Source organism: Streptosporangium brasiliense (genome assembly GCF_030811595.1).
GTDB classification, from domain to species: domain Bacteria; phylum Actinomycetota; class Actinomycetes; order Streptosporangiales; family Streptosporangiaceae; genus Streptosporangium; species Streptosporangium brasiliense.
In genome coordinates this window covers 1,448,412-1,472,228 of record NZ_JAUSRB010000002.1, presented here as the reverse complement: position 1 = coordinate 1,472,228, position 23,817 = coordinate 1,448,412, and the positions used below count along the sequence as shown (strand labels likewise).

The following is a 23,817-nucleotide window of genomic DNA, read 5'->3' as shown; positions in this document are numbered from 1 at the left end:
AGAGCGGCAAACCTCCTGGCAGCGGATGATCCTGACCGGGGCCCTGAGGCCTTCCCCAAGGCCGCGACCAGGACCCTGGTCCTAGTCCAGGTCCGCGCGGTGAGAGCATCGCGACTGCTGTGCAACCCTGTTTCGGGGGCCAAGAGGCCTGATACAGGGGGAAGTCAGACATGTCCAGGAGCCGATACGTCGGGTCCGGCGATGCCCGGGAGCTGCCGTGGAGCCGTAACGACGCCCTCGTGACCGGCGGCGCCTGCGTGATGAACCTGCTCAGCTACGTGTTCTTCAACGCCTCCGACGGCCTGCACACCGTGAGCGTGACCGGGTTCCTCTTCGTCGCGCTGACAGCACTGCCGCTGCTGGCCCGGCGCCGCCACCCGGTGGCGGCGCTCGCCGCCGTCCTGGCACTCGACGCGACGGCCACCCTGACCGTGCCGCTGCCCCGGCACTTCGGCGCCGTGCTGGTGGTCGCCCTGTACTCGGCGGCCAGGGCCTGCCCCGGCCGCGTGACGGCGCTCGCGGCCGTCGTCACGGTAGCGGTGACGCTGCTGAGCCAGAGCAACGGCCGCATTCCGCCCTGGCAGGACGCGATCACCCCGCCGCTCACCATCCTGATCGTCGTCGGCGCCGCCATGGTGATGAACCGCTGGCAGCGGGAGGTGGACGCCAACCGCAGGCTCCTCGCCGACCGTGCGGTGGCCGACGAACGCCGCCGCATCGCACGGGAGTTGCACGACATCGTGGCCCACCACATCACCACCATGCAGCTGATGGCCGGCGGAGCGCGGGCCAACCTCGCAGAACCGGAGGTGGTCAAGGAAGCCCTGGTCACCCTGGAGTCCTCCGGGCGGCTCGCGTTGCGCGAGATGCGCCAGCTCCTGGACGTACTGCGGGACGGCGACGAACCCGAGGTCGCGCCGTCCCAGCCCCAGCCTGGTATCGACGACCTCGACCGCCTGGTGGCCGAATCCCGCTTCGCCGGAGTGCCGACCGAGTTCAGTGTCCACGGGCAGCGGCGCCCGTTGCCGCCGACCGTCGGCCTCACGGTGTTCAGGATCGCTCAGGAGGCCCTCACCAACACCCGCAAGCACGCGGGGGCCGCCCGCGCGTCCGTGGAGCTGATCTACCGTCAGGATCGAGTCATCGTCGAAGTACGTGACGACGGCGGGGACGGCCCGCCACAGGAGGGGGCGCGCGCCGGCGGATACGGCCTGATCGGCATGCGCGAACGCGTCGTCCTGCACGGCGGCACCCTCACCGCGGGCCCGCAGGCCGACGGGGGGTTCGCCGTGGTGGCCGACCTGCCGCTGACCACGGACGAGGCCGTCCAGCACGAAGGGGCGCACCGATGACCGCGCCGCCGATCAGGGTGCTGATCGTGGACGATCAGTTGCTGGTACGGCGCGGCCTGTCGCTGATCCTTTCCCCCGACCCGTCCTTCGAGGTCGTGGGAGAGGCCGAGAACGGCGCGCAGGCCGTCACCCTTGCCCGCCAACTACGCCCCGACGTCGTGGTGATGGACATCAGGATGCCCGTCCTCGACGGAGTCGGCGCGACCAGGGAACTCGCCTCCACCGTGCCCGGCAGCCGGGTCCTGGCCCTCAGCACCTTCGACATGGACGAGTATCTCGTGGGCGCCCTGCGCGCCGGAGCCTACGGGTTTCTGCCCAAGGACAGCTCACCTGAGGACCTGAGCGCGGCGATCCGCACCGTCCACGCCGGCGACGCCGCCGTCGCGCCACGCCTGCTCACCCGGCTGATCTCCACCTACGTACGGGCGCCTCACGGCACCCGGCCGACACCCACGGGCCTGGACGAACTCACACCCCGCGAGGTCGAGGTATGGCGGCTGATGGCCACGGGCCTCGACAACACCGAGATCTCCCGCGCCCTTGGCCTCAGCCTCTCTACCGTCAAGAACTACATCACCAGCATCTTCGACAAGCTCTCCGTGCGCGACCGCGCCCAGGCGGTCATCGCGGCCTACGAATCGGGCCTGGTCACCGCCCGCCAGGTAACCGGGAACCCGCCCACCGGATAGCGCGGCCTGCCGGTGCGGATGCTTTCACACCACCGCGTCGCCACCGTCCACGACCAGGTCACCGCCCGTCACCCAGACCGACTCCGCTGAGGCCAGGAAGACGGCGGCGCCCGCGAGGTCCTCCGGGGTCCCGCACTGGCGGGATTACCGTCGGATACCGCCCTGAGCTGGGGATAGTGTCATCCACCCGAAATTCGTCGGCGATATTGAGCGAGGGATCCGAGGATCTCCTCGGCTTTCTTGGTCCACGCGAACGGCTTGGGGGCCTCGTTCCACTGGTCCATCCAGGCGCGGATGTCCACGCAGGCCCGTGCCGCCGGGCTCGACGTCGTGAAGATCGCGCAAGATCCGGGGCCGGAGCCAGAACACGGCGCAGCCGCAAGAACGGCCAGCCAACAGCGGAACAACGCCGCCCCGACCGTCACGCCCCTGCCGTGCACCGAGCTCCCGCCGAGGCACCGGAGAGCATCGCCCAGGGCACGGCGCCTAGCCACTCCTCCGGCAACGGCGGGCGACGACGACTGCTGTCGGCGTTCTCCGGCTTTGGGGAACACCGGTACAGCCGTTGGCGCTGAGATCGATCATGGTCCGGCTGTAGTGCCGGGAAGAGCGTGACGCGGTTCTCGTAACTCTGGCCATGTGGAACACCAGTACGGCGGTTAACGCTGAGCCGGTGACCGGCGCCGGCCTGCTCGGCGTCACGGCAGAAGCCGGTCAGGAATCGCCGTGCCCGCCTCTGCGCGCCAGGGCGGCGGCAATGCCGTCCAGGACGGTTTCCAGGCCCGCGGTGAACTGGGCCTCCAGATCCCAGGGCTGGGTACCTGCGGCCATGGCCCGGGCGAGGCGGGGGAAGTCGGAGAAGTCGTCCGGAGGGCCAAGGGATGTGGCGGGCCCGGTGGAGGCTTTACCCGCGACCAGAGTGAGTGCCACACCCTGTACGTAGGAGGCGAAGGTGAACATGTGGCGGAAAGCTTCCGCCGGTTCCAGGCCGAGTCCGTCGAAGGAGGCGAGCGCGCTCTCGCTGTCGGCGGCCACTCCCCGACCGAGCCGCCCACGGGTGGAGATCATGACCTGCGGCAGGATCCAGGGGTGGCGGAGGTAGAGCTCCCAGTCGCGCCGGGCCGCCCGCCTCAGCCCTTCCCGCCAGCCGTCCGCCGGGGTCTGCGGCGGAGGCACCTCGTTCTGTGCGGCCTCCACCATGAGTGCGAGCAGTTCGTCCTTGGACGGGACGTGCCGGTAGAGGGACATGGTCGCTGCCCCCAGAGCCTCTGCGACCCGGCGCATCGACAGCGCGTCCAGCCCCTCGACGTCCACGATCCCGATCCCGGCGCTCACGATCCGGTCCACGGAGAGGGGGGACTCGGTGTGAGAGGGCGGGCCGGCGTCCGGCCCCGGAAGGCCGGAGCGCCCGTCCAGTTCGTCGTGCCCCGCGCGGCGGGCCCGGTACGCGCGTGCCTGGCAGGCGCGCGAGCAGTACTGGCGCGGGCGTCCCCGCTCCGCGTGTTCGAACGGCGTGCCGCAGTACGCGCATCGCGCATCGCCCGCCGTACCGCTGCCTCCCTCCACCACCATTCCGACCTCCCTTTTCGTCACACCGCCGGACCGTGACGAAATTCTAACGCAACGGAAGTCATGGCGACCATCTCGGGGTTTTAAAGCCTTTTTTGATTTCCTGCACTCGTGCGTATGCTGTACGCGTCGGTTTCGGAATGAGCCCTTCGCATGCGGTGGAATCCCCGGCCGACGCACAGATTCATGAGCAGAGAGAACGAGGCAGAACCGATGAACGGAACAGTGAAGGACCGCGTGACCGAACGCGCCGGACGCAGACAGTGGGCGGGCCTGGCCGTCCTCGTCCTGCCCTGCGTACTGGTGTCGATGGACATGTCCATCATGTTCACCACGCTTCCGACCCTGACCGCCGACCTCCGGCCGAGCAGCTCCGAACTGCTCTGGATCATGGACGGCTACGGCTTCATGCTGGCCGGCCTGCTGATCACCATGGGCACCCTCGGTGACCGCTTCGGCCGCCGCCGCGTCCTGCTCGGCGGAGCAGTGGCATTCGGTCTCGCCTCCGCCCTCGCCGCGTTCTCCACCACCCCGCAGACGCTCATCGTCGCCCGGATGCTGCTCGGCGTCGCGGGTGCCACGCTGGCCCCGTCCACCCTCTCCCTGATCCGCGCCATGTTCAACGATGAGAAGCAGCGCACCACCGCCGTCGGCGTGTGGACGGCCGGCTTCGCCGGCGGCGCGGTACTCGGCCCGATCATCGGCGGCCTTCTCCTGGAGCACTTCTGGTGGGGCTCGGTATTCCTGGTGAACATCCCCGTGATGGCACTGCTGCTCGCCCTCGGCCCGCTTCTGCTGCCCGAGTTCCGCGTCCCCGCTCCCGGCCGCTTCGACCTCGCCGGCGCCATCCTCTCCCTCCTTGCGGTCCTGGGCGTGATCTACGGCATCAAGTCGGGTGCGGAACACGGCTTCGGCGCTCCGGCACTGCTGTCCCTGGCCGCCGGGCTCGCCTTCGGTTACGTCTTCCTGCGCCACCAGCGCCGGAGTCCCCACCCGATGCTCGACCTGGGGCTCTTCCGCGAGCGCCGCTTCAGCGTGGCTCTCGGCATCGACGCACTCGCCACCTTCGGCATGGTCGGCTTCTCCCTGTTCAGCTGGCAGTTCCTGCAACTGGTCCTCGGCATGGAGCCGTTCACGGCAGCCCTGTGGACACTGCCCACCTTCCTCGTCATGCCGGTCGGCATCGCACTTGCCACCATGGCCGCTCCACGCCTCGGAAAAGACCGGGTGATCACCGCCGGACTGACCATCGCCGTCGCCGGGTTCATCCAGCTCGCCTTCACCGGCGCACATAGCGGCTCCCTGCACATCGTCATAGGCATGGGGATCGTCTCGATCGGCATCGCCGCCGTCTCCGCCGTCGTCACCGAGGTGATCGTCTCCGCCGCTCCGCCCGAACGGGCCGGAGCCGCCTCGGCGATGGCCGAAACCTCCGCCGAGTTCGGCGGGGCCCTCGGCATCGCGATCCTCGGCAGCATCGGCGCCGCCCTCTACCGGGCCGACATCACGGCGACGGCCCCCGGCTCACTCGACCCGCAACAACTGGAGGCGGCAGCTGCCACCCTGGGCGGAGCCGTCGACCTCGCTGCGGATCTCCCGCTCTCGATCGCGGCGGCCATGCGCGACAGCGCCTTCGCCGCCTTCGCACACGAGACCCGTATCGCGGCCGTCGTCTGCGCGGCACTGGCAGCGGCGGGCGCACTCCTGGTGGCCACAGTGCTGCGGCGGCCCCGCACCCACCCCTGACCGGTTCCTCCGATACGCGTCACGGACCGTCGGCTCCATGAACACGTACGGCCTCGTCAAGGTGTCGGTCCGCCGGCCCGCCGGCCACCGGCCAGGGAGGACGAGGGCTTAGAACTGCTAACACAATGAGCTGAGACGGCGCCAGCAGATCAGGGCGCAGCCAAGGCTGAGGAAGGCTTCGTGGATGTCGTCACGAACTTCCCAGCGGATGCGCAGTCGGCGGGAGTGATGGAGCAAGGCGAAGGTTTGTTCGACGACCCAGCGGTGTTTGCCCAGGCCGGAGCCGTGTTCGGTGCCGCGTCGTGCGATGAGCGGGCGAACGCCCAGGGCGCGAACCTGCCGGCGGTACTTGTCGTGGTCGTAGCCGCGATCGGCCAGGACGACCTCAGGTCGCCGTCGGGGCCGTCCGCGCTTGCCGCGCAACGGTGGGATCGCCTCCAGCAGCGGCACCAACTGGGTGACGTCGTTGCGGTTGCCGCCGGTGAGGATCACGGCGAGCGGGATGCCGGTGGCGTCGGTGATCAGGTGGTGTTTGCTGCCGGCCCGTCCTCGATCGACCGGGGACGGCCCGGTCTGCGCCCCCCTTTTAGGGCCCTGATGTGGGAGGAGTCCACCGCGGCCCGGGAGAGGTCGAGGGCATCGGCCGCTCGTAGTCTGGCCAGGAGCACCTCGTGCAGGCGCTGCCAGACGCCGATCTTGTGCCACTTGTTCAGCCGCCGCCAGCACGTCATGCCCGAGCCGTACCCGAGTTCCTGCGGTAGATGCTCCCAGGCGATGCCGGTGTGCAGCACGAACAAGACGCCCTGTAGGGCAAGGCGGTCATCCAGGCGCTTTCGCCCTGGCCAGCGGGCTCGCCGCTTGTATTTGGGCAGCAATGGCTCGATGACCGCCCACAACTCGTCGCTGACCTCCCACGGCTTTAGCCGCGTCACCCGCCACCCCTCTCGCCGTCGCTACAGCGAGAGATCAAAACACAGCAGAGCTCATTCTGTTAGGCGCTCTAAGCTTCGCTTTTAACCCGGTGACGGATGGTTCTCGACGTAGGACGGCCACCGCGCGATGCTCCGAGTACGACCAAGTGCCCGGAGGTGTGTGGTGGCCGTCGTTTCCAGTGTCCTCCCGCCAGACCTGGCCCGCCCCCGGCCCGCCGATTTAGCGGCATTCCGGCAGCAGTTGATGAGCTGTTTCACCCGGCGCCGAGATGCGCTGTTCGAACTCACCGACGCCGTCCTGGCCGCCGGACCGATAACCTCGCTGCCGCACCTGTCGCTGGATCCCCTGCACCGGCGCGGGCACGGCAGCGTGTATGCCGCGCTCGCCAAGGGAGGCATCAACACCGGCGCGCTGCGGGATCTGCTCGCCCGCCAACTGCGCCGGCAACCTGCGGTGTTCGCCGTTGATGTCAGCTGCTGGGCGCGCAACGATGCCGAATGCTCACCCGGCCGCGGGTTCTACTACCACCCCACCCGGCACTCGGCCGGTAAACCGATCATCGCCGGGTGGGCGTTCTCCTGGCTGGCCGGCCTGGAGTTGACAACCAACTCCTGGACCGCCCCGCTGGATGTGACGCGCCTGCCGCCCGGCACCAACATCAACGACGCCGCGGCCACCCAGATCCTCGGCTTCCTGCCGCGCCTGCCCGACGCCGATGGCCATCTGCCGCTGTTCGTCTTCGACGGCGGCTACGACGCGGTGCGGCTGGCCCTTGCCCTGCAGGGCGCACCGGCACAGTTGCTGGTGCGAATCCGCTCCGATCGCTGCCTTTACGCCGACCCGCCGCCCGCCGAACCAGACGCCCGCGGCCGGCCACGTCGGCACGGCGCCAAATTCGTCTGCGCCGATGAGAACACCTGGCCCGCCCCGAGCGCCACCCTGTCGACAGCAGACCCGCAATACGGCACCGTCACCGTGTGCGCCTGGAGCGGCCTGCACGCCAAGACCCAGCAGCATGACGGGCACGGTAGTCGCGGTCCGCGCCCGATCGTGGTCGGCACCGTAGTCCGGCTCACCGTGACCGCGCTGCCCGGCCGCACCCGTAAACCCGCAACCCTGTGGCTGTGGTGGCACGGCCCCACTGGGTATCGCCTCCTGGACCTGGAGTTGCTGTGGCGCTCCTACGTGCGAAGGTTCGACATCGAGCACACCTTCCGCTTTTGCAAGCAGACCCTGAACTGGACCCTGCCCCGGCCCCGCACCCCCGAACAAGCCGACCGGTGGACCTGGCTCGTCATCGCCGCCTACACCCAGCTGCGCCTGGCCCGCACCCTTGTCACCGACCTACACCTGCCCTGGGAGAAACCCCTGCCCGCCCGCCGATTGACCCCCGGGCGGGTACGGCGCGCATTTCGCTCCGTTCACGCGGAGGTTGGCACTCCCGCCAGCGCGCCACAACCCTGCGGGCACTCCCCGGGCCGCCCACGTGACACTCCCCGTGGCCCTGCTCCCCGCCATCCGGCCATCAAAATGACCAACCAGGCGGCCTGACACTCATCACCGGGTTAAAAGCGAAGCTAAGCGCCAACCGCTGTACCGATGTTCCCCGAGGCCGTTCTCATAAACGATCCATTCCCAGGTCAAGATCAAAAGCGGTGGCGAAGGCTCGTCGGACCGCCGATCGGCTCTCAGCTTCGGCCTAGAGCGATTCACCCCAGCAGGCCAGCGCCATTCCCCGAGGGACACGTTCTTCACCAGTGCGCGAGCGCGGCGAGCAGCCGCTCGCGCTGCGCTTCCCCCAGGTCACCGGCACGTCGCTTCACCCCGACCCCGCACGTCGCCATCACTGCGGCGACCCTGGCCGGGCCATAACCGGGCACCGCCCGCAGCACCTGAGAGACCCTCGTCCTCTTGACGAGATCATCGTGCGGTCAACACCTGTCCCGCCATCGATGGGCCTCCAACATCGGTTGTCCCCCTCCCGACATCGTCGGGTTCGGCGGTGCGTCGGCCTCCATCATGGAGCACTGTCAACAAATGTGACAGTAAGCCCAGTTCGCCGTACCGCTCCTACTCGGGGGCCAACCCGCAGAGGGCGCCGCCCTGTCAGGGCGGCGCCCGGTCATGGAAACGGCGTGGACCACCTCGGTCTCCGAGGTGGTCCACGCCAGGTGGGCCGTGCGGCGGGGGAGGCGGCCGGCGCGCCCCGGAGGGCGACCGCCGTACGGCGGCCTCCCGCCGCGCTATGCCGGGCGTCCCGCGGGCCGGCCGCCGGTGGAGCGGGTCATCGGGCTGCCCGCCGTACGCGCCGCGCCGCCGTCACTTCCCGATCCCGTCGGCCAGGCCCTTGACGATGTAGCGCTGGCCGAAGAAGAACAGCGCCACCACCGGGACGGCCGCGATCACCATGCCGGCGAAGACGACGGGGAACTCGGTGCCGTGCTTGCTCATCAGGCTCGTCAGGCCCACCGGGAGGGTCTGCACGCCGCTGCCGCTGGTGAAGACCATCGCGAAGAGGTATTCGTTCCAGGCGAAGAGGATGTGCAGCAGGACCGTCGAGGTGATGATCGGCTTGCACATGGGGAGGATGATCCGCCAGAACGCCGTCCAGCGGCCGGCGCCGTCCACATCGGCGGCCTCGTCGACCTCGCGGGGGAGATCGAGCATGTAGGCGCGGATGAGGAAGGTGGTGAAGGGGACGCGGAAGGCCGTGTACAGGATGAGCAGCGCCCAGAAGCTGTTGTACAGGCCCATCGCCTGGAACATCTTCACCAGGGGCACGAGCGCCACGGTGGGGGCGAGCATGAGCCCGCCGAGGATCACCGCGGTGATCACCTTGTTGAGCGGGATGTTCACGCGGGTGAGGCCGTAGGCGGCCCAGGCGCTGACGAACACGGTGGCGACCGTCGACGTCACGGTGACGAGCACGCTGGTGGTGAGATAGTCGCTCACCCCGCGGTTCCACGCCTTGCGGTAGTTGTCGAAACTCCAGTCGACGGGGAGGGCGAAGGGGTTGCCGAAGAGCTCGGCGTTGGTCTTGAACCCGTTGAGCGCCATCCACAGCAGCGGGTAGAGCACGACCACCGCGAGGCCGAGGAGGAAGGCCCACATGAACAGGCGCGCGATCACGCCGAGAAAGCCCAGGCGACTCACCATTCCACCCTTCTCCTGCGGGTGACCCACAGCTGCGCCATGGCGACGCCGAGCGTGATCACGAAGAGCACTGTCGCGATCGCGGCGGCGTAGCCGAAGTTGTTGCGTACGAAACCGCTGCGGTACAGCCAGGTCCCCAGCACCTGGGTCGAGTTGTCGGGCCCGCCGCTGGTCATCACCATGACCTCGTTGAACACCTGGAACGCGCCCGAGATGGTGACCATCGTCATGAGGCCGGTCATCTCGCGCACCAGGGGGAGGGTCACATGGACGAAGCGGCGGACCGGTCCGGTGCCGTCGATGGCCGCCGCGCCGTAGATCTCCGAGGGGATGCGCTGGATCGCGACGGCGAACAGCAGGGTGGAGTAGCCGAAGCCCTGCCACTGGCTCATCGCGATGATCGCGAACATCGCGGTGCTCTCCTGGCCCAGCCATGACTGGCCGAACTGCCCGAGCCCCACCGCTTCGAGCGCGTGGTTGAGCAGGCCCAGGTTGGGCTCGTAGATGAAGTAGAAGAGCAGGCCCGCGACGGTCAGCGAGATCGCCGAAGGGATGAAGTAGACCGCCCGGAGACCGCGCCGCCACCGCTCGCTGCGGATGCTCTCGATGAGCGCGGCGAGCAGGAGCGCGCCGAACACCTGGAACACGATCGAGACCACCGCGTACAGCAGGTTGTTGCCGAACGACGACCAGAAGACCGGGTCGTCGAGGAGCTTGCGGTAGTTCTCAAGCCCGATGTATTCCTGGCTCCCGCTGTAGATGTCCCACTTGAGCGTGCTGAACCCGAAGTTCTGCACGAGCGGCAGGTAGACGAACACCCCGACCAGCGCGAGTGCGGGGATCACCCACGCGAGCCCGAGTGCCCTGTGAAAGATGGTGCGCACCGGCATGCTCTCCTTCGGCCGCGCGGGCTACTTGGCCGATGCCGAGGCCCGGCGCACGCTTTCGAGCACCTTCTCGGGGGTCATGCCACCGCTGATGAGGGCCTCCCCACCGGCCAGCCAGGCGTCGGCGACCTCGGGCACCGTCACCATGTCGAGCCAGCTGGCCAGCTGCGGCGCGCGGTTGACCGCCTCGATGCCCTCGAACACGGCCTTGCTCGACGTCTCGGGCGTGACGGCGCCGATGACCGTGCTGGGCTGGCCGTACGGCGGCGCGGAGAGCTTCTTGGCGTTCTCCAGGCCCGTGGCGAACTTCATGAAGTCGACGGCGAGCGCCGCGCGTGGCGACCTGGCGTTGACGAGGTATCCCTCGGGCGCCCCCTCGATCACCTTGGGGTCGCCGCCGGCGGCCGCGGGGACCGGCAGCGGGAAGATGCCGAAGTTCTCGGCGGTGAGTCCCCGGCCGGCGGTCGCGTTGTCGAATTCGAGGACCTCCTGGTAGTACATCGCCGCCTTGCCGCTGGCGAACGCCTCCTGCGCCGAGGTGTAGAGCACGCCGTTGGTGCCGCTGCCGGTGTCGGTGCACTCGTCGACGAGGGTCTTGAACTGCTTGAGCGCGGTGAGGTAGCCGGGATGGTCGAGCTTGGCCGTCGCGGGGTGGAAGTCGGCCTGGAGGGTGGCGCCCGGCACGTTGTAGGCCGACAGCTGCTGCAGGTAGTGCAGGGCGGGCCAGCCGTCCTTGTTGCCGAAGGCGACGGGCTCGTACCCCGCCTTGCGCAGCGCGGTGCAGCTGCCGATGAGCTCCTCGAAGGTGGTGGGCGCCTTGACCCCGGCCTTGGCGAACGCGGCCTTGTTGTAGCCCATGAACTTGCCGTTGTTGTAGAGGGGGATCCCGTAGTACTTGCCGTCGTAGGCGAAGGCGGACAGCGACGCCTTGCTGAAGGTCTTCCCCCACGGGGTGTCGGGGCCGATCACCTTGGTGAGGTCGGCCGCGCGGCCACCGCGTACGAAGTTCTCCGCCCAGTTGCCGGTCCAGGTGAAGTAGATGTCGGGGAGGGCGTCCGAGGCGGTCAGGGTCTTGGTCTTGTCCTTGATGCTCTGGTCGGTCTCCTGGATGAGCTCGACCTTCACCCCCGGGTGCATCCGCTCGTAGTCGGCGGCCAGACCTTCGAAGTAGGGGCTGAGGGGGTCGCCGGCGAACTTGGTGAGGATGCTCAGAGTTCCGGAGAACTCCACTCCGGCGGTGACGTCGGCCGCGGGGGCGGTCGCCGTCCCGCCGGAACAGCCGGCGAGGGCGAGCACGGGGGCCCCGGCGAGTGCCGCGAACGTCGTCAGTGCGCGAGGGCGCATGGGCTTCCTTTCTCTCGGGGGAGAGGGGACCGCCGGTGCTGTGGCACCTCAGATCCGCCGTGGGGGTGTCTCCGACACGAACCGCTTGGTGTCGGCTGACTGTACAGATGAACTGATACCGGTACCAGACCTGAAATCAAGATCTTATTTTCCGTGCCCGGACATGACGCCGTCCTGTTACATAGAACCAAGTCAGAGCGTGTTGACCGGCCGTTGTCGGCTGCGGTGTTGACGGGATCACGCTCTCTGTGCCAGCGTGATCCCCGCGTGATACCGGTATCAGGCCGCAGGGCGGCGCCGGCCGCAAGCATTCCCGAAAGGACGCGAAGATGCTCGGATTCAACGAGCCGGAATTCCTCTCGCAGATGGCGAGCGCGGTGGCATTGCGCCCCCAGATCGAGGAGCTCGTCGATCGGCTCGTGGACGAGGGGTTCGACAACCTCTTCCTCATCGGTGCCGGCGGCACCTACGCCCAGATGTGGCCGTACGAGCACCTCGCCCGGCGCGGCTCCACCCTCGACGTGCGCGCCGCGATCGCGGCGGAGCTGCTCGTCTCGGGCGACGCGGCCCTCGGCGGACGCTCGGTGGCGGTCTTCACCTCGGTCTCGGGCACCACCGACGACAGCATCCGCGCCATCGACTACTGCAGGTCCAAGGGCGCCTACACGATCGGCTTCACCGGCTACCCCGACTCGCCCATCGCCCAGAACGTCGACGCCGCGCTCATCACGGAGCCGAAGACCTGGCCCTTCGACCCGCAGCTACTGCTCTTCATGGGCCGGCTGCTCTGGCGGAGGGGCGAGTTCGACGGCTACGAGAAATTCGCCGACGAGGCCGCCGACCTCCCGCGGATCCTCGTCGAGGTGGCCGAGCAGGCCGAGCCCGTGGCGGCCGCCTTCGCCGAGGCCCACAAGGACACCGACTACCACTTCCTCATCGGCGGCGGGAACCTGTGGGGGTTCACCTACCTGTACTCCATGTGCATCCTTGAGGAGATGCAGTGGCTGCGCACCACCAGGGTGCACAGCGCCGAGTTCTTCCACGGCTCCCTCGAACTGCTCGAAGAGGACACGAGCGTGATCGTCTTCCAGGGTGAGGACGAGACGCGCCCCCTCACCGACCGCGCCGAGGCCTTCGCCAGGCGCGTCTCGAAGGACGTCACCGTCTTCGACACGCGCGACTACCCGCTCAAGGGGATCAGCCCGGAGTTCCGTGGCCTCCTCGCGCCGCTCGTGCTCGACACCGTGATGGGCCGCGTCAGCAAGCACCTTGAGAGGGTGCGCGACCACTCGCTCGACCTGCGCCGCTACTACCGCGTCATGGACTACTGAGTCCCGGCCCCCGCCCGGACGGTCGCCCGGGCGGGGGCGCCCCACGTGCGGCCTCCGGCGGCCACCCCTCGCACGTGCCGCAACCGGCCGCCCGCGTACGGCGGTGCCGTCACGCATGCCACAGATCGACCGTCCGCGTACGGCGGTGCCGTCACGCATGCCACAGATCGACCGTCCGCGTACGCCGGTGTGCCACGCCCGGCGCCCGCGCGCCCTCCCCGGCCCCGCTCCGTGGCGCCCCGCGCCCAGGAGAAACCACGGGCCCGCGCACAGGAGAAATCTATGAGAGTCCTCGGCTTCGGCGACAACATCGTCGACCGGTTCGTCGACCGCGGCGTCGACTACCCGGGCGGCAACAGCGTGAACGTCGCCGTCTACGCCCGCCGCCTCGGTCTCGGAGCCGGCTACCTGGGGGTCTTCGGCGACGACGACCTCGGCCGCTTCCTGAGGGAGTCGATCGCCGCCCAGGGGGTCGCCGTCGACCGCTGCGCCGTGCGGGCCGGGGAGAGCGGCGTCTCCACTCTGCGCGTCGACGACGGCGACCGCGTCTTCCTCGGCTGGAACGGCGGCGGGGTCACGGTGCGGGAGCCGCTCGTGCTCGACGTCGGGCTGCTCGGGTACGTGTCGTCCTTCGATCTGGTGCATTCGAGCGTGTACTCCGGCAGCGAGGGCGAACTGCCGAAGCTCGCCGCGCTCGACACGCTGGTGAGCTTCGACCTCTCCAGCGAGGAGGAGTTCCGCACCCCCTCCTACCTCGACCGCGTCTGCCCGCACGCCGACCTGGTGCTGCTGTCCTGCTCCCACCTCGACGCGACCGCCACGCGCGCGCTCCTGGCGGAGGCCGTACGGCGGGGCGCGCGGCTCGCGCTCGCCACCCGTGGCGTGGACGGAGCGATCGCCCACGACGGCCGCGTCACCGTCACGACCCCGGCGCGCCGGGTGGAGGACCCACAGGAGATCATCGACACGATGGGCTGCGGTGACGCCTTCCTCACCGGGTTCGTGGTCTCGCTGCTGCGCGACGGCTGGTCCGCCGACAGCCCGCCGGGGCATCACATGATCGAGCGTGCTCTGCACGAGGGCGCGGAGGCGGCCTACGGGCAGTGCTTCGTCGAGGGCGCGTTCGGCCACGGCCGACCCGCCGGGCGGCCTGCCGTGGCTAGCATGTGGCGAGCCTCCGAACGCGAGAAATGAGGGACGCGATCCATGCCAGCTGACCGGGGCCAGGCGGCGGGGCGGCCGACGATCTCCGAGGTGGCCGCCGAGGCCGGTGTCGGCCGCGCGACCGCGGCCCGCACGCTCGGCGGGTATGGGTACGTCAGTCCGGAGCTGCGGGAGCGGGTGCTCGCGGCGGCCGCGAAGCTCGGCTACCGCACGAACGCGCTGGCCCGCAGCATGTCGACGGGGGTGAGCCACACCCTGGGGGTGATCGTCGCCGACATCGGCAACCCCTTCTTCGCCGGCGTGGTGCGCGGCATCTCCGACACCTCCCGTGCCCGGGGCTTCGACACGATCGTGCTGAGCACGTACGAGGATCTCGACGAGGAGGTCGCGGCGACGAACGTGCTCATCGACAAGCGCGTCGACGGTGTCATCATCGCCTCGGCCGCGGTCGACCGCGGCGAGGTCGCGCACATCAGGGCGGCGATGGACCGGGGCATCCCCGTCGTGCTCGTCGACCGCGCGATCGCGTCGCTCGATCTCGACGCGGTCGTCATCGACAACCGCGACGCGGCGCGGGAAGCGGTCGAGATGCTCATCGCGGCCGGGCACCGCCGCGTCGGGTTCGTGTGGGGGCCGCCCGCGGCGGAGGCGCCCGCGACCCGGCGCGGACTGCTGACGGAGGCGTCCCGCAACCTGTGGACCGACGGAGAGCGGCTGCGCGGATATCTCGACGCGCTCGACGACGCGCGCATCCCCTTCGATCCCGAGCTGGTGATGGTCGGACGCAAGACCGAGGAGCGGGCGACCCAGGAGGTCGCCCGCATGCTCGCCCTCCCCGACCGGATGACCGCGGTGTTCTGCACCGAGACCGACGCGGTGACGGGAGCCCTGCGCGCCCTGCGGGCGGCGGGGCTCTCCTGCCCGCGCGACATCGCGCTGATCGGTTTCGACGACAGCTCGTGGGCGGCGGTCATGGAGCCGCCCCTGACGATGATCGAACAACCCGTGCACCAGCTCGGCGCGAAGGCGGCGGAGGTGCTCCTCGACACCTTCGAGGGGGCCGAGCCCCGCCGCGAGATGCACACGCTCCGCTCACGCCTCGTCGTGCGCTCCTCGGTCGCCCCACCGCCCGGCGCGTGAGACGGTGGGTGGTCCTTCGGACCCCGTCCGGCGCGTGCCAGGTCATTCCTCGCCGCGCTGAAGCCGGGGCTGACGTGCGCTGACACCGTTCCGGGCGGCAGGCGGCCCCGGCCGCCGGCGGGTCTCGGAAGCACGGACGGCACTCGGGTTTGCCCTGCCTTTCATCGCCGCTTCCTACCGTGGAGTGATGACACCCTTCCACCGATATCTCGCGGAAGAGGTCGCGGTCGACCACGCCGACGGACTCATCCCGCGTCGCGAGGCGCTGCGCCGCCTGACCCTTCTGGGGCTGGCGCTGCCCGCGGCCAGCGCCCTGCTCGCGGCCTGCGGAGCCGGCCGGGAGAGCGCCGCGACCGCCGTCGCCACGTCATCAGCCCCCGCCTCTCCCGCCGGTCCCTCCCCGCCGGCCACCGAGGCGATCACCTTTCCGGGGCCCGAGGCGGGGGTCACTCTCCAGGGCGCCTGGGCGGCGGCTGCGGACCCACGGGGCGCGGTGCTGGTCATCCACGAGAACCGCGGGCTCAACGACCACATCAGATCGGTGGCCGGGCGCCTGGCGGCCAGTGGTTACTCCTCGCTCGCCCCCGACCTGCTCTCCCGGGAGGGCGGGACCGCGTCCTTCGGTGACCCGGCGCAGGCCATCGCGGCCCTGGGCCGCGTCCCGGAGGACCGTTTCGCCGCGGACATGAAGGCCGCCCTGGACGAGCTGGAGCGGCGCGCCCCCGGCAGGAAGCTCGGCGCCGTCGGCTTCTGCTTCGGCGGAGGCATGGTCTGGCTGCTGCTCTCCTCGGACGAGCCGCGCCTGGCGGCGGCCGTTCCGTTCTACGGCCCGCTCCCGGAGAACGCCGACTTCACCGGTGCCAGGGCCGCCGTCCTCGGGATCTACGCCGGACAGGACGACCGTGTCAACGCCACCCGCGCCAGAGCGGAGGCCGGGCTGAGAAAGGCGGGTCTGAAGTATGAGATCGTCACCTTCCCCGGCGTCGACCACGCCTTCTTCAACGACACCGGCCAGCGGTACAACGCCGCGGCCGCCGCCCAGGCCTACCGGCGTGTCCTCGACTGGTACGGCCGCTATCTGGCCTAAGACCCGCTGAGGACTCTCGACGGCGGCGCGGTCGCCGGCCGCGCTCCATGCGGCCGACGGCGACGGCGGTGTCGCAGGCGAGGTGAGGTCCGGGGACCGGTGCACATCCCCTAAAGTCGGGCGAATGGCCCCGACTCCCTCCCGGCTGGCCTGGCTGGACGCCCTGCGCGGACCCGCCGCGCTGGCCGTCGCGCTGCACCATTCCGCCTGGACCTTCATCCCCGGCATCTGGGCCGAGGTGGACCGCAGGATCGACGTCGGCACCTGGGGCGTCTTCGTGTTCTTCCTGGTCAGCGGCTATATCATCCCCGCCTCCCTGGAGCGGCGCGGTGACCTGCGGGCCTTCTGGATCGGCCGGGCCTTCCGCCTCCTCCCCCTGCTGCTGGCCGCGCTCGGCCTGGCGCTCCTGCTCGCGTACGTCGGCGTGTTCGCCCTCCATCCCGGTCTGGGCCTGCGTCCCCTGCCCCTGGCCGTGCTCGGGAACGTGACGATGCTGCAGGAGCTGCTCGGCGTGCCCGCCGTCATCAACGTGATGTGGACGCTCTCCTACGAGATGGCGTTCTACCTGCTGGCGGCCGGGCTGTTCACCGTACGGCAGGCGCACCGGTCGGCCACGACCGCGGTCGTCCTGGCGCTGCTGGCCGTGCTCCTCGGCCTCCTGGCGCCGGGCCCGGTGATCGGCGGCCGCGCCGACCTGGCCGCCGCGCTCCTCGGTGTCGCGGTCGTCGTGGTCATCGCCGTGTCGGCGTGGGCGCGTGGCGGGGTGCGCGCGGCCGCCGCGGTGGCGGGCGGCCTCCTCGGCCTGGCGCTGGTGATCCTGGGCAGCCGGATCGGGGCGTGGCAGGGGCTGATCATCCTGGCCACGATGTTCGCCGGCACGGCCGTGTACCGCGCCGAGCAGGGGACGGTCCGGTGGCGCACCGCCGTCGCCGCCGTGCTGACGGTCCTGGCCTGCGGGGTCTTCGCCAAGGACGACCCCGGCTGGGCGCCGGCGATCCTGTTGGCCGCCGGTTTCTTCGCGGCGGCGTTCGCGCTGCGGCACAGGTCGTTCCCGCGCGGGCTCGCCCACCTCGGGGTGATCAGCTTCTCCCTCTACCTGCTGCACCCGCTCCTGCTGCGGGTGAGTCCCGGCCTTCCGCTGTACTTCCTCATCCTGGTGCCGCTCGGCTACCTGACCCACCGCCTGATCGAGGCCCCCGCCCAGCGCCTCGGCAGGCGGCTGGCCAGGTCTCCCGTGCGGGAGTCCGCGCCGGGGTCCGCCGTGCGGGAGTCCGCGCCGGACGGGACCTCCGGGTGAGGGCGACCACCTGGCCGTCTCACGCCCACCCCGCCGGGGCCTCGTCGGGGCAGGCGGGCAGGGTGACGGTCACCGTCAGGCCACCGCCGTCGCGCGGGCGGGCGGTGACCTCGCCGCCGTGGGCCTGGGCGACGGAGCGTGCGATGGACAGGCCGAGTCCGGCGCCCTTGGCGGTGACCAGGCGGTCGGCCCCCAGCCGGCGGAACGGCTCGAAGAGCGCCGGGATCTCGTACGGCGGCACCACCGGCCCGGTGTTGCCCACCTCCACCTCGGCCCGGCCGTCGTCCCGGGTACGGCTGGCGACGCGCACCCAGCCGCCGCCGGTGTTGTGCCGGACGCCGTTCTCCACCAGGTTGTGCACCAGCCTCTCCAGCAGGAGCGCGTCACCGGAGGTGAGCGCCTCGCCCGCCCGCTCGTGCACGGTGACCCCGGCCCGCTCCGCCTCCGGGGCGGTCTGCGCGACCACATGACCGACCACGTCGGCCAGGTCGACCGGGAGCCGCTCGGTGATCTCGTTCTCCGACCCGGCCAGCAGCAGCAGCCCGGCGATCAGCCGCTCGTGCCGGGAGTTGATCTCCAGCAGGCTCTCGCCCAGCTGTTTGACGTCCTCGGAGGCCGACCGGCGGTGCATGGCCAGCTCGACCAGCGCACGGCCCACGGTCAGCGGGGTGCGCAGCTCGTGGGAGGCGTTGGCGACGAAGCGGCGCTGCCCGTCGAAGGACCCGTCGAGCCGCTCGACCATGATGTCGAAGGTGTCGGCGAGATCCTTGACCTCGTCGTCCGGGCCGCGCAGCGCGATGCGCTCGTGCAGTCCCCGGCCGGCCGCCGGGGCCGCGGCGATCCGCCGGGCGGTGTCGGTGACCCGGTGCAGCGGGGCCAGCACCCGGCCGGCGACCAGCCAGCCGAAGCCGGTCGCGGCGCCGCCGACGATGACGAAGACGATCCCGCCCAGGGTGAGCAGCGAGGTGGTCGCGGCCTCGTGCAGGGTGTCCTGCTGCTTCCTCATCCAGCTCTCGGCGTCGGCCCCGGTGAGCATGTTGCCGTCGTCACCGAGGGCGTACGTCTGGTCCCTCGGCGGCGTGCCGGCCGGAAGGGAGATGCCGACAGGCGCCTCACGGGTGATGAGCTTCAGCCCCGAGCGGGTGAGCTGCTGGTTGAACAGCGCGTACGTGGTGCCGAGCAGCACCAGCCCGGCGACGATGAACAGGCCGCCGTAGAGCAGGGTCAGCCGGGCCCGCAGGGTGATGCGGTGCGGCAACAGCCTCGGCACGTTCACGGGATCCGGTATCCCACTCCCGTGACGGTCTCGACGACCGGCGGGGCGCCGAGCTTGCGGCGCAGCTTGAGGACGGCGAGCCGGACGGCTCCGGTGAACGGGTCGGCGTGCTCGTCCCACGCCTTCTCCAGTAGGCGCTCGGTGGGGACCACGGCCCCGTCGGCGCGCAGCAGCTCGGCGAGGACGGCGAACTCCTTCTTCGACAGCGGCACGTAGCGGCCGTCGCGGAACACCTCGCGGCGTGCCGGGTCCAGGGTGATGCCCGCGCGGCGCAGCACCGGCGGCGCGGCCGGGCGCGAGCGCCGCCCCAGCGCCTGGACGCGGGCGGCCAGCTCGGGGAAGGCGAAGGGCTTGGTGAGATAGTCGTCGGCGCCGAGCGACAGGCCGCTCACGCGGTCGGTGACCTCGGCGGCGGCGGTGAGCATCAGCACCCGCGCCGCCGACCCGGCCTCGACCAGCTCGCGGCAGACCTCGTCGCCGTGTACGGCGGGCAGGTCCCGGTCGAGGACGACCACGTCGTAGTCGTTGACGCCCGCCCGCTCCAGCGCCGCCGCGCCGTCGTACGCCACGTCGACCGCGTGGACCTCCTCCCGCAGCCACTCCGCGATCGCCCCGGCGAGCAGCGGCTCGTCCTCCACCACCAGCACCCGCATCTGCCGTCCCCCTCTTCATGGCTCCATGGGCGGGGCCGCCCCGCGGATCGGCGCGGGGTGGTCCCCGGGCAATGGTCGCCGATCGGGGTGTTTCCTCGCCGTTAGTGATCATTTCCGGTGAGGGCGGAAACGCCGGGGAAACACGGTGTCGCGTTGTATCACCTCCCGTCGGGCCGGAAGCGGTCCGGCCACGGACGGAGGAGACGACGCGATGCGACCACGGACCCGCGACACGCTGGCGGCACTGCTGCTGGCGCTGACCCTGCCCCTGACCGGATGCGGCTCGGCCGACGACGGCGGCGGCAAGGTGGCCTCGGCCGGCGGTGCGAAGAAAGGCGACAGCGGCGCCGCCGCCGCCACGGACCTGGACCGGGACGAGATGGGGGTGAAGTTCGCGCAGTGCATGCGTGAGAACGGCATCGACATGGAGGACCCGGTGCCGGGCAAGGGCATCATGCTCAAGGTGGGCAAGGACGTCGACAAGGCGACCATGGACAAGGCCATGGAGGCCTGCCGGCAGTACAACCCGCAGGCGGACGGCTCCGCGCAGGCCGACCCCGAGATGGAGGAGAGAGGCCGCAAGTTCGCCGCGTGCATGCGCGAGAACGGCGTGGAGAAGTTCGCCGACCCGCCGGCGGGCCAGCGCGGGATCAGGATCGACAGAGAGATCGGTGAGGACCCGGACTTCCCCCAGGCCCAGAAGCAGTGCGAGAGCATCTTCAGCGGCGGTCCGGGCGGTCCGGGCGGTCCGGGCGGCGGAGCGGACCAGTGACGGGTGAAGCCGCCGTGGAGAACCCGGAGGACCGGCCGGGCCGGGCGGTCGCGGGGGAGGCGCGCCCGCGCCGGCGCGGGCGCCGCGGCAGGCGGATCGCCGTCGCGGCCGTCGCGGCGGCCGCGGCGGGCGCGGCGGTCACGGCCACGCTGGGCCTCGGCGGTGGCAGCCCGGCGGGCGGCACGGTGGAGAGCGGGCTGCCGCCGAAGACCGCCGGGGTGACCCGGCAGACGCTCGTCGACACCCAGAGCGCCGACGGGGAGCTCGGCTACGGCCCGGCCACCACCGCGACCAGCCGGCTGTCGGGCACGCTCACCCGCCTGCCCGACACCGGGGACCGGATCACCCGCGGCAGGGCGCTGTACGAGGTGGACGACAGGCCGGTGACGCTGATGTACGGCGCGCTGCCCGCCTACCGCGCGCTGTCGCAGGGCGTCGAGGGGCCGGACGTCGAACAGCTGGAGAGGAACCTGAAGGCGCTCGGCTACCGCGGGTTCACGGTGGACGAGGAGTACACCTACGCCACGGCGGAGGCGGTCATGCGGTGGCAGGAGGACCGGGGGCTGGAGGAGACGGGCACCGTCGAGCTCGGGCGGGTGGTCTTCGCTCCCCACGCCGTCCGCGTGGAGAGCCTCCAGACCGGGGAAGGCGACCTGACGGCCCCCGGTGGCAAGGTGCTGGCCTACACCGGCACCACCAGGGCCGTCACCGTGGAGCTCGACACCGCCGACCAGCGGCTGGCCAAGAAGGGGGCCAAGGTCACCGTCACGCTCCCCGACGACACGACGGTCAGGGGCCGCGTCGACGAGGTCACCACGGTGATCGAGCCGGGTGACGGCCAGGGCGGAGACGCGCAGACCAAGGTCGAGGTGGTCGTCGGGCTCACGGGCCGGAACGCCCGGAAGGCCGTCGGCGCCTACGCGCTGGCCTCGGTGGACGTCTCCTTCACCGCCGGCACGCGGAAGAACGTGCTCACCGTCCCGGTCGCCGCGCTGCTGGCGCTGCAGGAGGGCGGCTTCGGGGTGGAGGTCGTCAAGGGCTCCACGTCGACGTACGTCCCCGTCCGGACCGGCCTCTTCAGCGGTGGCCGGGTGGAGATATCCGGGGACGGGATCACCGAGGGCACGGCTGTGGGGATGCCGAAATGATCTCCCTGACGGACGTGACGAAGGTCTATCCCGGCGGTGTCACCGCGCTCGCCGGTGTCTCGCTGCACATCGGCGGCGGCGAGCTGGTCGCCATCGTGGGGCCGTCCGGCTCCGGCAAGTCGACCATGCTGAACGTGCTCGGCACCCTCGACCGGCCCACCTCGGGCACCGTGCGCATCGGCGGACACGACGTGGGCCGGCTCTCCGACGCCAAGCTGTCCGCGCTGCGGGCCGGTCACATCGGCTTCGTCTTCCAGCAGTTCCACCTGGCCGCGGGCACCGCGGCGCTGGACAACGTGGCCGACGGGCTCCTGTACTCCGGGCTGCGGGCCGGTGAGCGGCGCCGTCGCGCCGCGGCGGCGCTGGAGCGGGTCGGCCTCGGTCACCGCATGGACCACGAGCCGCACGAGCTGTCCGGCGGCGAACGCCAGCGCGTCGCCGTCGCGCGGGCCGTGGCCGGCGACCCTCCGCTGCTGCTCGCCGACGAGCCGACCGGCGCTCTCGACTCCGCCTCCGGGGCCGGGGTGATGCGGCTCCTGCGGGAGCTGCACGCCGCAGGCACCACCGTCGTGATCATCACGCACGACCGGGAGATCGCCGCGTCCCTGCCCCGCCAGGTGCGGATGCGCGACGGCCGGGTGGTGGCCGACTCCGTGCGGCGCGACACCGCCGCGTCAGGGGTGGGCTGATGGCCGCCGACGTGCTGCAGCCGGCCCGGATGCGGCCGCGCGACGTGGTCAAGGTCGGCGCGGTGGGCCTGCGCACCCGCCCGATGCGGGCCTTCCTCTCCGCACTGGGCATCGCCATCGGCATCGCCGCGATGGTCGCCGTCGTCGGCATCTCCGCCTCCTCCCGTGCCGACCTCGACCGCGCCCTCGCGTCGCTCGGCACCAACCTGCTCACCGTCACGCCCGGTACGACCATGTCCGGCGAGCAGGCCCAGCTGCCCGTCGAGGCCGAGGCGATGGTGGGCCGGATCGGGCCGGTGGAGTCGGTCTCGGCCATCGGCCGCGTCGACGACGCGAAGGTCTATCGCACGGACAGGGTCCCCACGGCGGAGACCAAGGGGATCGCGGTCTACGCCACCCGCATCGATCTGAGCGCCGCCGTCGGCGCGCAGGTCAGGAGCGGCACTTGGCTCAACGCCGCCACGGCCGCCTACCCGGCGACGGTGCTCGGCGCGACCGCCGCCGAACGGCTCGGGATCGGCCAGGCCAGGCCCGGCACGCAGGTGCTGATCGGCGGAGAGTGGTTCACCGTGGTCGGCGTCCTCGCCCCGGCCCAGCTCGCCCCCGAGCTGGACACCGCGGCGCTGGTGGGCTGGCCGGCGGCCGAGTCCGTACTCGGCTTCGACGGGCATCCGACCACCGTCTACACCCGTTCCGAGGAATCCCAGGTGGAGTCGGTCCGCTCGGTGCTCGGCGCCACCGCCAACCCGGAGGCGCCCAACGAGGTCCAGGTCTCCCGTCCCTCGGACGCGCTCGCCGCCAAGCAGGCCACCGACGAGGCGTTCACCGGGCTGCTGCTCGGCCTGGGCGCGGTGGCCCTGCTCGTCGGTGGCGTCGGGGTGGCCAACACCATGGTCATCTCGGTGCTGGAACGGCGGGCGGAGATCGGCCTGCGCCGCTCGCTGGGCGCGACCCGGGGCCAGATCCGCACCCAGTTCCTCGCCGAGTCCCTTCTGCTGTCCGCTCTCGGCGGGGCCGGCGGCGCGCTGCTGGGCACCGTGGTCACCTCCGGCTACGCCGTCTACCGGGGCTGGCCGACGGTCGTCCCGCCCTGGGCGGTGCTCGGCGGCCTCGCCGCCACCCTGGCCATCGGCACCCTGGCCGGCCTCTACCCGGCGATCCGCGCCTCCCGCCTCGCCCCCACCGAGGCGCTCGCCACGACGTAGGCCCGCCGGTCGGGGCCGTCCGCGGAGCCGGGTGGTCCCGACCGGATGGTGCCGGGGGCCTCGACCGGATGGTGCCGAATGATCCCGACCGGATGGCGTCGGGCGGCCCTGACCGGATGGTGCCGGGGGCCTCGACCGGATGGCGCCGGGCGGCCGCACGGTCCCGCCGTACCGTCGCCGGCGACGGGTCGGAGCTCGCCGCTCTCGATCGCCTCCTGCGAACCTCATGGGAGGCGGATCACCTCATGGGAAGCGGATCAAAGGGGCGGATGCCTTTTCCCATGCGACCGCGGCCCGGCAGCCGCAGCGGGCCCTCGACGCCGCCACCGGTCACGGCGGTGGTTACCCCGCGGTCACGCGGTTCCGGAAAAGTGCCTTCTAC

General features: G+C 71.1%; 20 protein-coding genes and 2 pseudogenes. 13 read left to right on the top strand and 9 right to left on the bottom strand.

Annotated features, from left to right (window positions below):
* Positions 1-170 precede the first annotated feature (170 nt).
* Positions 171-1,352 (top strand): sensor histidine kinase, encoded by a 1,182-nt coding sequence (locus tag J2S55_RS15270; RefSeq protein ID WP_306861059.1) that lies wholly within the window; start codon positions 171-173, stop codon positions 1,350-1,352.
* Positions 1,349-2,041 (top strand): response regulator, encoded by a 693-nt coding sequence (locus J2S55_RS15265; RefSeq protein WP_306861057.1) that lies wholly within the window; start codon positions 1,349-1,351, stop codon positions 2,039-2,041. The genes J2S55_RS15270 and J2S55_RS15265 overlap by 4 nt, the downstream gene beginning before the upstream one ends.
* Positions 2,042-2,065: 24 nt before the next feature.
* On the opposite strand, the pseudogene J2S55_RS15260 reads toward J2S55_RS15265, so the two are convergent.
* Both J2S55_RS15260 and J2S55_RS15255 read right to left on the bottom strand, forming a co-directional pair.
* Positions 2,066-2,167: pseudogene (locus J2S55_RS15260) on the bottom strand (SDR family oxidoreductase); the annotation flags it as partial.
* 588 nt (positions 2,168-2,755) lie between these two features.
* Positions 2,756-3,613: a TetR/AcrR family transcriptional regulator gene (locus tag J2S55_RS15255; protein ID WP_306861055.1), complete on the bottom strand. Its 858-nt coding sequence runs from the start codon at positions 3,611-3,613 to the stop codon at positions 2,756-2,758.
* 210 nt (positions 3,614-3,823) lie between these two features.
* Here J2S55_RS15255 and J2S55_RS15250 point away from each other — a divergent pair, with 210 nt between their 5' ends.
* On the top strand, positions 3,824-5,356 hold the full coding sequence (locus J2S55_RS15250; protein ID WP_306861053.1) for an MFS transporter: 1,533 nt from the start codon (positions 3,824-3,826) through the stop codon (positions 5,354-5,356).
* A gap of 117 nt (positions 5,357-5,473) precedes the next feature.
* Here the strand turns inward: J2S55_RS15250 and J2S55_RS15245 are convergent.
* Positions 5,474-6,288 (bottom strand): IS5 family transposase gene (locus tag J2S55_RS15245; protein WP_370879673.1). Its coding sequence is split into 2 segments (ribosomal slippage): positions 5,474-5,931 and positions 5,931-6,288, totalling 816 coding nucleotides; the frame shifts between segments, so codons are not numbered across the junction.
* Positions 6,289-6,451: 163 nt separating this feature from the next.
* Here J2S55_RS15245 and J2S55_RS15240 point away from each other — a divergent pair.
* On the top strand, positions 6,452-7,840 hold the full coding sequence (locus tag J2S55_RS15240; RefSeq protein WP_306861049.1) for an NF041680 family putative transposase: 1,389 nt from the start codon (positions 6,452-6,454) through the stop codon (positions 7,838-7,840).
* A gap of 200 nt (positions 7,841-8,040) precedes the next feature.
* On the opposite strand, the pseudogene J2S55_RS15235 reads toward J2S55_RS15240, so the two are convergent.
* From J2S55_RS15235 to J2S55_RS15220, 4 genes and pseudogenes are all read right to left on the bottom strand, one after another.
* Positions 8,041-8,205: pseudogene (locus tag J2S55_RS15235) on the bottom strand (hypothetical protein); the annotation flags it as partial.
* A gap of 403 nt (positions 8,206-8,608) precedes the next feature.
* Positions 8,609-9,445, bottom strand: coding sequence for a carbohydrate ABC transporter permease (locus J2S55_RS15230; RefSeq protein ID WP_306861045.1), 837 nt, complete (start codon positions 9,443-9,445; stop codon positions 8,609-8,611).
* Positions 9,439-10,326: a carbohydrate ABC transporter permease gene (locus J2S55_RS15225; protein ID WP_306861044.1), complete on the bottom strand. Its 888-nt coding sequence runs from the start codon at positions 10,324-10,326 to the stop codon at positions 9,439-9,441. Before J2S55_RS15225 ends, J2S55_RS15230 begins: the two co-directional genes overlap by 7 nt.
* A gap of 27 nt (positions 10,327-10,353) precedes the next feature.
* Positions 10,354-11,673: an ABC transporter substrate-binding protein gene (locus J2S55_RS15220; protein ID WP_306861042.1), complete on the bottom strand. Its 1,320-nt coding sequence runs from the start codon at positions 11,671-11,673 to the stop codon at positions 10,354-10,356.
* Between the two features lie 329 nt (positions 11,674-12,002).
* On the opposite strand from J2S55_RS15220, the gene J2S55_RS15215 reads away from it, so the two are divergent.
* The 5 genes from J2S55_RS15215 (at position 12,003) to J2S55_RS15195 (ending at position 17,692) form a co-directional block, all read left to right on the top strand.
* On the top strand, positions 12,003-13,004 hold the full coding sequence (locus J2S55_RS15215) for an SIS domain-containing protein (protein ID WP_306861041.1): 1,002 nt from the start codon (positions 12,003-12,005) through the stop codon (positions 13,002-13,004).
* Positions 13,005-13,286: 282 nt separating this feature from the next.
* Positions 13,287-14,198 (top strand): PfkB family carbohydrate kinase, encoded by a 912-nt coding sequence (locus J2S55_RS15210; RefSeq protein WP_306861040.1) that lies wholly within the window; start codon positions 13,287-13,289, stop codon positions 14,196-14,198.
* Between the two features lie 12 nt (positions 14,199-14,210).
* Positions 14,211-15,308 carry a LacI family DNA-binding transcriptional regulator gene (locus J2S55_RS15205; RefSeq protein WP_306861038.1) on the top strand — a complete coding sequence of 366 codons (1,098 nt, stop codon included), beginning with the start codon at positions 14,211-14,213 and terminating at the stop codon, positions 15,306-15,308.
* A 187-nt stretch (positions 15,309-15,495) separates the two neighbouring features.
* Positions 15,496-16,395 carry a dienelactone hydrolase family protein gene (locus J2S55_RS15200; RefSeq protein WP_306861036.1) on the top strand — a complete coding sequence of 300 codons (900 nt, stop codon included), beginning with the start codon at positions 15,496-15,498 and terminating at the stop codon, positions 16,393-16,395.
* Positions 16,396-16,519: 124 nt separating this feature from the next.
* Positions 16,520-17,692, top strand: coding sequence for an acyltransferase family protein (locus J2S55_RS15195; protein WP_306861034.1), 1,173 nt, complete (start codon positions 16,520-16,522; stop codon positions 17,690-17,692).
* Between the two features lie 19 nt (positions 17,693-17,711).
* On the opposite strand, the gene J2S55_RS15190 is transcribed toward J2S55_RS15195, so the two are convergent.
* Positions 17,712-18,968, bottom strand: coding sequence for a sensor histidine kinase (locus tag J2S55_RS15190; RefSeq protein ID WP_306861033.1), 1,257 nt, complete (start codon positions 18,966-18,968; stop codon positions 17,712-17,714).
* The gene (locus tag J2S55_RS15185) at positions 18,965-19,621 is read right to left on the bottom strand and encodes a response regulator transcription factor (protein WP_306861031.1); all 657 of its coding nucleotides are present in this window, start codon (positions 19,619-19,621) and stop codon (positions 18,965-18,967) included. The genes J2S55_RS15190 and J2S55_RS15185 overlap by 4 nt, the downstream gene beginning before the upstream one ends.
* A gap of 211 nt (positions 19,622-19,832) precedes the next feature.
* Here J2S55_RS15185 and J2S55_RS15180 point away from each other — a divergent pair, with 211 nt between their 5' ends.
* The 4 genes from J2S55_RS15180 to J2S55_RS15165 are packed head-to-tail and all read left to right on the top strand — an operon-like array spanning position 19,833 to position 23,435.
* Positions 19,833-20,393, top strand: a complete 561-nt coding sequence (locus J2S55_RS15180; protein WP_306861029.1) for a hypothetical protein — start codon at positions 19,833-19,835, stop codon at positions 20,391-20,393.
* A complete protein-coding gene (locus J2S55_RS15175; RefSeq protein ID WP_306861027.1) occupies positions 20,390-21,541 on the top strand; it encodes an efflux RND transporter periplasmic adaptor subunit in 1,152 nt (383 codons plus the stop codon). Before J2S55_RS15180 ends, J2S55_RS15175 begins: the two co-directional genes overlap by 4 nt.
* Positions 21,538-22,230 (top strand): ABC transporter ATP-binding protein, encoded by a 693-nt coding sequence (locus J2S55_RS15170; protein ID WP_306861025.1) that lies wholly within the window; start codon positions 21,538-21,540, stop codon positions 22,228-22,230. The genes J2S55_RS15175 and J2S55_RS15170 overlap by 4 nt, the downstream gene beginning before the upstream one ends.
* On the top strand, positions 22,230-23,435 hold the full coding sequence (locus J2S55_RS15165) for an ABC transporter permease (RefSeq protein ID WP_306861022.1): 1,206 nt from the start codon (positions 22,230-22,232) through the stop codon (positions 23,433-23,435). The genes J2S55_RS15170 and J2S55_RS15165 overlap by 1 nt, the downstream gene beginning before the upstream one ends.
* Positions 23,436-23,817 lie beyond the last annotated feature (382 nt).

Coding starts and splice junctions, on each gene's coding strand:
- J2S55_RS15270 (WP_306861059.1), top strand. CDS start 171: ATGTCCAGGAGCCGATACGTCGGGTCCGGCGATGCCCGGGAGCTGCCG.
- J2S55_RS15215 (WP_306861041.1), top strand. CDS start 12,003: ATGCTCGGATTCAACGAGCCGGAATTCCTCTCGCAGATGGCGAGCGCG.
- J2S55_RS15250 (WP_306861053.1), top strand. CDS start 3,824: ATGAACGGAACAGTGAAGGACCGCGTGACCGAACGCGCCGGACGCAGA.
- J2S55_RS15220 (WP_306861042.1), bottom strand. CDS start 11,673: ATGCGCCCTCGCGCACTGACGACGTTCGCGGCACTCGCCGGGGCCCCC.
- J2S55_RS15255 (WP_306861055.1), bottom strand. CDS start 3,613: ATGGTGGTGGAGGGAGGCAGCGGTACGGCGGGCGATGCGCGATGCGCG.
- J2S55_RS15195 (WP_306861034.1), top strand. CDS start 16,520: ATGGCCCCGACTCCCTCCCGGCTGGCCTGGCTGGACGCCCTGCGCGGA.
- J2S55_RS15180 (WP_306861029.1), top strand. CDS start 19,833: ATGCGACCACGGACCCGCGACACGCTGGCGGCACTGCTGCTGGCGCTG.
- J2S55_RS15165 (WP_306861022.1), top strand. CDS start 22,230: ATGGCCGCCGACGTGCTGCAGCCGGCCCGGATGCGGCCGCGCGACGTG.
- J2S55_RS15205 (WP_306861038.1), top strand. CDS start 14,211: ATGCCAGCTGACCGGGGCCAGGCGGCGGGGCGGCCGACGATCTCCGAG.
- J2S55_RS15200 (WP_306861036.1), top strand. CDS start 15,496: ATGACACCCTTCCACCGATATCTCGCGGAAGAGGTCGCGGTCGACCAC.
- J2S55_RS15265 (WP_306861057.1), top strand. CDS start 1,349: ATGACCGCGCCGCCGATCAGGGTGCTGATCGTGGACGATCAGTTGCTG.
- J2S55_RS15230 (WP_306861045.1), bottom strand. CDS start 9,445: ATGGTGAGTCGCCTGGGCTTTCTCGGCGTGATCGCGCGCCTGTTCATG.
- J2S55_RS15170 (WP_306861025.1), top strand. CDS start 21,538: ATGATCTCCCTGACGGACGTGACGAAGGTCTATCCCGGCGGTGTCACC.
- J2S55_RS15210 (WP_306861040.1), top strand. CDS start 13,287: ATGAGAGTCCTCGGCTTCGGCGACAACATCGTCGACCGGTTCGTCGAC.
- J2S55_RS15185 (WP_306861031.1), bottom strand. CDS start 19,621: ATGCGGGTGCTGGTGGTGGAGGACGAGCCGCTGCTCGCCGGGGCGATC.